The 6,583-nt window shown below is 71.0% G+C and carries 7 protein-coding genes; 4 read left to right on the plus strand and 3 right to left on the minus strand.

Annotated elements, in window-relative coordinates:
* Positions 1 to 1,118: sigma-54-dependent Fis family transcriptional regulator (locus tag JHD63_RS21275; RefSeq protein WP_198972797.1), on the minus strand; the 1,118-nt coding region annotated here is incomplete at its 3' end.
* 228 nt (positions 1,119 to 1,346) lie between these two features.
* Here JHD63_RS21275 and JHD63_RS21280 point away from each other — a divergent pair.
* The 3 genes from JHD63_RS21280 (at position 1,347) to JHD63_RS21290 (ending at position 3,588) form a co-directional block, all read left to right on the plus strand.
* Complete coding sequence (locus JHD63_RS21280; protein ID WP_198972798.1) at positions 1,347 to 2,315, plus strand: Bug family tripartite tricarboxylate transporter substrate binding protein; 969 nt, start codon at positions 1,347 to 1,349, stop codon at positions 2,313 to 2,315.
* A 153-nt stretch (positions 2,316 to 2,468) separates the two neighbouring features.
* Complete coding sequence (locus tag JHD63_RS21285) at positions 2,469 to 2,666, plus strand: tripartite tricarboxylate transporter substrate-binding protein (protein ID WP_370590609.1); 198 nt, start codon at positions 2,469 to 2,471, stop codon at positions 2,664 to 2,666.
* 61 nt (positions 2,667 to 2,727) lie between these two features.
* Entirely contained in the window at positions 2,728 to 3,588 is an 861-nt protein-coding gene (locus JHD63_RS21290) for an isocitrate lyase/PEP mutase family protein (RefSeq protein WP_198972799.1), read from the plus strand.
* Between the two features lie 82 nt (positions 3,589 to 3,670).
* Here JHD63_RS21290 and JHD63_RS21295 read toward each other — a convergent pair whose 3' ends face one another.
* Together JHD63_RS21295 and JHD63_RS21300 are read right to left on the minus strand one after the other, a co-directional pair.
* A complete protein-coding gene (locus JHD63_RS21295; protein ID WP_198972800.1) occupies positions 3,671 to 5,071 on the minus strand; it encodes a type II toxin-antitoxin system HipA family toxin in 1,401 nt (466 codons plus the stop codon).
* Entirely contained in the window at positions 5,068 to 5,454 is a 387-nt protein-coding gene (locus tag JHD63_RS21300; protein WP_198972801.1) for a helix-turn-helix domain-containing protein, read from the minus strand. Before JHD63_RS21300 ends, JHD63_RS21295 begins: the two co-directional genes overlap by 4 nt.
* A 600-nt stretch (positions 5,455 to 6,054) precedes the next feature.
* Here JHD63_RS21300 and JHD63_RS21305 point away from each other — a divergent pair.
* The coding region (locus tag JHD63_RS21305) for an AAA family ATPase (protein WP_198972802.1) at positions 6,055 to 6,583 on the plus strand (529 nt) is incomplete at its 3' end.

Raw genomic sequence — 6,583 nt, forward strand, 5'->3', positions numbered from 1 at the left:
CCCCCCCCCCCCCCCCCCCCCCCCCCCCCCCCCCCCCCCCCCCCCCCCCCCCCCCCCCCCCCCCCCCCCCCCCCCCCCCCCCCCCCCCCCCCCCCCCCCCCCCTTTTCCAGATGTGTATAAGAGACAGGAAGGAGTCGATGCGGTAGCGCGCCGCGGCGCCGCGGTGCCGCTGCTCGGCGCGCAGGTGGCGGTCGGCGCGCTGGATCACGGCCGGGTCGCGGCAGACCAGCAGCGCGCCGGTGACCTGGCCGTCTTCCACGATAGGCGCGCGCCGCACGACCAGGGTGCGCGCGCCGACCTGCAGCACCTCGTCGGCCGGCGCCTCGCGCAGGCGCAGCGTGGCGCCCAGGTCCAGCACCGGCTCCACGTCGCCCAGCACGCGGCCGGACAGCTCCGGCACCGTGGCCCCCAGCAGCGCGGCCATGGCGGGGTTGAGCGCCTCGATGCGCTGGCGCAGGTCCACCGCGACCACGCCGTCCTGCAACTGGCCGAGGATGGTGCCCAGGCGCTCGTGGCGCGCGCGCTCGGCGCGGCCGTGGCGCGCCAGGCGCACGGCGTCCTGCAGCGCCTGGCGCACCGCCTCGTCGGAATACATGAGCACGCTGGCGATGCCGGCCTGCTCGGCCAGGTCGGCCACCAGCCCGGGCGCGACCACGGCGCCCACGCCGGCCGCGCGTAGCGCCTGCACGCAGGCGGGCGCGTCCTCCGGGCTGCGGTAGCTGAACTGCGCGATGCCCATGCCGAACAGCGCGTCGAGCTGCGCCAGGTGCTCGGACGGCCCGTCGAAGGACACCAGGCCCACCCTGGGCGAGAGCGCGCGGGCCGCGGCCAGCGCCCGCATCAGGTCGAAGCCGCGCATCTCCACCATCGCCACCGGAACGTCCAGGTGCTGGCGCAGCCATTGCCCGCTGGCGCCGGCGGCGACGACGGCGTCCACCGGCGCGCGCGCCCGCAGCGCCTGCACGGCGCGCACGGCCTCGCCGAAGCTCAAAGGGACGTGCTCGACCCGGGCCTGCGCCTCCACGGTATGCGCCAGCCGCTCCAGCATGCGGCCGATGCGGTAGCGCCCGACGGTGACGATGCGCGGCAGCGGCGCGGCGGGGAGGGGGCTTTTCATGGGAGGGCGGGGTGTTGCATCGTTCAGTTCATTTTTTCATAAATGAAACAGCAATGAGGCAGAGGATGCGGCCATGCCCGCCCTCGGGCCAGAAAACCATTGCGAATCAACGCACTGCAACGCGGGCTTGCGCGCGCGAAGCTTTGGCACAACGATTGCACCGGATGCCGGCCTGCCCGTCTGCCCTCGGGCGTTCGTCCACATCAAGCCACGACTACAGGACACACCATGCACATCTCCCGCCGCAACACCCTTGCCTGCGCCGCCGCGTTGCTGGCCGGCCTGCAGGCCGCCCCGGGCTGGGCCGACGCCTGGCCGAGCAAGCCGATCCGCCTGGTCGTGCCCTTTTCCGCCGGGGGCGCCAACGACCTGCTGGCGCGCGCCGCCGCCGACGGCGCCTCCAAGGCGCTGGGCCAGCCCATCATCGTGGACAACAAGCCCGGCGCGGGCGCCGTCCTGGGCGCGGACCTGGTGGCCAAGAGCGCGCCCGACGGCTACACCTTCCTGGTCAGCGCCGCGGGCGTCATCTCCAACAGCATGATTCGCAAGGTGCCCTACAAGGACAGCGACCTGGTGCCGGTCGCCATGATCGGGCTGGCGCCCTCGGTCATCATCGTGCCGGCCAATTCGCCCTACAAGGACCTGAAGGACTTCGTCGCGCAGTCGAAGACCGGCGCGGGGCTGCACTTCGGCACCGCCGGCGTGGGCAGCACGCCGCACTTCGTCGAGGGGCTGCTCGCCTCCGAATACGGCGCCAAGCTCGACCTGGTGCCCTACAAGAGCGGCTCGGAATCCGTCACCGCCGTGCTCGGCGGCCAGATCGACGCCACGTCCGAGGCCAGCATCGTGGTGCTGCCATACCTCAAGAGCGGCAAGCTCAAGGCCCTGGCCACGACCTGGACGCAGCGCATCTCGGCCTACCCGGAGTTGCCCACGGCCGTGGAGCAGGGCTTCCCGCAGATCCGCATCGCCCACTGGGCCGGCATGCACGCGCCGGCCGGCACGCCCGCCGAGATCCTCGACAAGATGGCCGCCGCCGTGGACAAGGCCATGAAGGACCCGGCCACCGTCAAGCGCCTGCAGGGCATGGGCATCGAGCCGATCGGCGGCGACCGCGCCGCGTTCATCAGGTTCGTCGACGAGGAGCGCGCGCGCCTGGGCAGCGTGGTCAAGGCTACCGGCATGAAGGACGAGTGACGATGTCCCCCTCCCGCCGCCACACCCTGCTGCAACTCGCCGCCACGGCAGCCCTGGCGCTGCCGGTGGTGGTCGAGAGCCGCGCCGGTGCCGGCGGGGTGAGCGGCGCGCACCACCCGTCGGGCGAACTGCTGGCCTGCCAGACGAGGACTGGTGGCGCCGGCCGACGTGGTGCGGCGCCTGAACCAGGCCGTGAACGCGGCCCTGCAGGAGCCCGCGCTGCGCGCCATGATCGAGGGCAGCGGCGGCGAGATCGTCGGCGGCACGCCCGAAGCCTGCGGTCAGTTCCTGGCCCAGGAGCGTGCCCGCTGGGCGCCCGTGATCCGCAACGCCAGCATCACGCTCGATTGAGCGGCACCGTTTTCCCGTCGTTTCCGTTCCCTTCTCCGTTGTTTACCAAGACCTTCACCGCATGAACACCAAGCAACAACTGCGCGCCCTGGCCGCCGCCCGCCGCGGCGTACTCGTTCCCGGCGCTTTCAACGCGCTCTCGGCCCGGGTCGTCGAAGACCTGGGCTTCGAGGCCCTCTACATCACCGGCGCCGGCGTCACCAACATGCACTTCGGCATGCCGGATCAGGCCTTCATGGGCCTGGCCGACATCGCCGAGTACACGGCGCGCATCCGCGACGCGGTGCGGCTGCCGCTGATCGTCGATGCCGACACCGGCTTCGGCAACGCGCTCAACGTGCGCCACACCGTGCGCACGCTGGAGCGGGCCGGCGCCGACTGCATCCAGTTCGAGGACCAGGTCAGCCCCAAGCGCTGCGGCCACTTCGCGGGCAAGGACGTGATCTCCACCGAAGAAGCCGCGAGCAAGATCAAGGCCGCCGCCGACGCGCGCCAGGACGCCGACCTGCTGATCATGGCCCGCACCGACGCCTGCGCCGTGCACGGCTTCGAGGCCGCGCTGGAACGCGCCCAGACCTTCGCCGAAGCCGGCGCGGACATCCTGTTCGTCGAGGCCGTCACCACCGCCGAGGAGATCAAGGCCCTGCCGCAGCGGCTGGACAAGCCCCTGCTCATGAACCTGGTGATCGGCGGCCGCACGCCCATCGTCGGCGCGGAAGAACTGGGCCGGCTCGGCTACGGCTTCGTGCTCTACGCCAACGCCGCCCTGCAAGGCGCCGTGGCCGGCATGCAGCGCGCCCTGACCGTGCTGCGCGACACCCGCAGCCTGCAGGAAGACCCGGCGCTGGTCACCCCGTTCGCCGAACGGCAGCGGCTGGTGGGCAAGCCGGAGTGGGATGCGCTGGAGAAGCTCTACGTCTGATTTCTGAGCAAAAAGTAGCTGAGGACCAGGTAATACCTGGGCCTTTTGCTATTTATTTGATAGCTATTTACGGGGGCTCGGCTTACGCGTGCGATGCCGCCGGCGCCCACAGCCGCGCCAACTGCGGGTTGCGCGCCAGCACCTGCCGCGTCAGCACATGGGCGCCCACGCGCGCCAGCAGGGTCTGCTGCTGGTGCGGCGTGATGCCGGCGGCGCGGATCAGCGCGGGCCAGGTCTTGGCGGCGGCCAGCACGGTCTGCCGCACCACGGCGGCGGCCGGTCCGGCGGGAATGCCCAGCGCGCGGCAGAAGTCGCGCACCGCCACGGGCGACAGCAGCGATTGCGGCGCGCCGGTGTCGCGGGCGATGCCAGGCGGCAGCAGGCGCAGCGCGTGGCCGGACTTCACGCCGTACAGGCACAGGGCGACGATGTCATAGGCGGGCGACAGCTCGGCCGTGCGGCCGTCGCGGTAGATCAGGCCCAGGTTCTTCAGGTGGGCGTCGGGGTTGCCCAGCAGTTCGTTGACGGCGAGGCGGCGCAGCAGCTCGTGCACCGCGCTCTCGCCGCAGGCGGGCAGGTGCAGCAGCACGGCGGCGACTTCGGCGTAGCTGCGGCTGTATTTGTCTTCGGGCGGCACGCTCAGCACCTGGGCGAAGTCCTCGCACATGACGCGGCCGGCCGGCGTGCGGTCGAAGCGCTGCACCGCGAGGAAGTTCTGCCGGGCCTCGTCGCCCAGGTCGTAGCGGTGCGGCTCCAGCAGCAGGCCGAGCGGCTCCAGCGCGTGCTGGCAGGTGTCCACGCCGGCGGCGCGGGCCATGCGGAGCGACAGATGCTCGACCTCCGGCATGCGCGGGTAGCCCACGGCGGGCAGCTTGGCGATGACGTGGGTGTCCGGCCACGCGCCGCCCGTGTCCCGCAGCCGGGTGCGGCCGACGTAGCGGCCCGCGGCGTCACGCAGCACCGACAGCTTGGGCTGCACGCCCGACAGCGACACCGCGCCCTGCGTCGGCGCCGCGCCCACCGACAGCTCCAGCGCATCCTGGTCCTGCGTAACCAGGCGCTGCAGGGTGCGGCGGTCCAGGTCTTCCCAGCGCGCGGTGACGGCCCCGGGCAGGTCCAGCCCGCAGGCGGCCAGCATGCGGAAGTGGTCGCGCGGATGGCAGCCGGCCTGCTGCGCCACGTGGTCGCGGAACACGCCCTCGGGCAGCAGGTTCTGGAAGAAGGGCGGCAACTGGTAGTCGCCGCCACGGCCCGGCACGCCGTTGAAGCGCGCGTCCAGCACGTTGAGCAGCAGGGCGCGCTGCTGCTCGGGCCGCTCGGCGACGAAGGCCTGCGACAGCACATCGACCGTGCCGGGCGGCGCGGCGGCGTAGGCGTCGTCGGCGACGAAGCGGATCACCGGCGCCGCGCCCTCCGGCGCATAGCGGAACAGGATGCCGGCGCGGGTGTCGCGCACGCGGATCACCAGCACATCGACGTTCATCGCGGCCCCCCGCGCTTGGGCGGCGTGCCCGGCCCGGCCAGAGGCCGCAGCCGTGCCAGCGCGGCGCCCACGGCGCTCGGCGTGGCCGTGCCGTCGCCATCGGTGCCGGGCAGGGCGGCGGGCGCCTGCAGCGCCTGGCGCAGCGACGAGGGCACCAGCACCACCTCCAGCCCCAGCGCGTGCGCCAGCGCCAACAGATTGGACACGCGAAAGTCCGACTGCCCGTCCAGAATCTTCTGCAGCGACTGGTAGGACAGCCCGGCCGCCTCGCCCAGCGCGCCACGCCTCAACTGCTTTCGCAGGCGCTGCTGCTCCAACTGGCGGCCCAGATCGGGGGGGGTCAGGGGTGCGGAAGAAAATGAGGGGAGGGTGGGGGTGTTCACTTCAAGCAAAGTTTGAATTTTTCCTTCATTCAAACTGAGGTTGATGTATCGTGCAAGCCCTCGATGTAAAGTTGAGTTTGAATTTAATTGTTTTTACAAGTCAACTTGACTTTTTTGGTGTAAACCCTGGGCCGCCGCTCCGTCGGCGAGAAGGCAAAAGAATGCCTTGGGCGTGGGCAGCCAGGCGCCTGACCCACTATCCCGATGTCCGTCGATGACCTGCGCCGCTCGGCCGGATCGAGCGGGTGGACGACATCGCACGGCCGTTGGTCTTTCTGGCGAGCGGCGAGGCGGGCTGGATCATTGGCCAGAACACTGGACCAGCCGGCAGCCATCGCAGGCCTGCCCGGTGGATTCATCGCGGCGGGGTTGCTGCTATTAAAATGGTAGCTGTACGCCAAGGTAGAACGTGGGCTGCAAGCCAATTCCACCAGAATTCCTGCTCCGGCCGCTGCCATTGACGCCCGAATGGAGCGGCAGGCGCTCCGGTGCAGTGCAGGGCGCCGGAGCGCAGGGTTATCATCCCCCGTTCGCACAGGCCGGTCCCCCGGCCTGACGGATGCCGCGCATCCGCCAACCCGTTACCCGTGCCCGCCACCCGTGCGTCTCAATTCCATCAAGCTCTCCGGCTTCAAGTCGTTTGCCGAGCCGACCAACTTCATGCTGCCCGGGCAACTGGTGGGCGTGGTCGGGCCCAATGGCTGCGGCAAGTCCAACATCATGGATGCGGTGCGCTGGGTGCTGGGCGAGAGCAAGGCCAGCGAGCTGCGCGGCGAGTCGATGCAGGACGTGATCTTCAACGGCACCAACACGCGCAAGCCGGCCAGCCGCGCCAGCGTGGAACTGGTGTTCGAGAACAACGACGGCCGCGCCGGCGGCTCCTGGAGCCGCTTCACCGAGATCGCGGTCAAGCGCGTGCTCACGCGCGACGGCACCAGCAGCTACTACATCAACAACCAGCCGGTGCGCCGCCGCGACGTGCAGGACGTGTTCCTGGGCACCGGCCTGGGGCCGCGCGCCTACGCCATAATCGGCCAGGGCACGATCAGCCGCATCATCGAGTCCAAGCCCGAGGAACTGCGCCTGTTCCTGGAAGAGGCCGCGGGCGTCTCCAAGTACAAGGAGCGCC

The organism is Xylophilus sp. ASV27 (assembly GCF_016428875.1).
Lineage (GTDB): Bacteria > Pseudomonadota > Gammaproteobacteria > Burkholderiales > Burkholderiaceae_C > Xylophilus.

Coding starts and splice junctions, on each gene's coding strand:
- JHD63_RS21280 (WP_198972798.1), top strand. CDS start 1,347: ATGCACATCTCCCGCCGCAACACCCTTGCCTGCGCCGCCGCGTTGCTG.
- JHD63_RS21290 (WP_198972799.1), top strand. CDS start 2,728: ATGAACACCAAGCAACAACTGCGCGCCCTGGCCGCCGCCCGCCGCGGC.
- JHD63_RS21295 (WP_198972800.1), bottom strand. CDS start 5,071: ATGAACGTCGATGTGCTGGTGATCCGCGTGCGCGACACCCGCGCCGGC.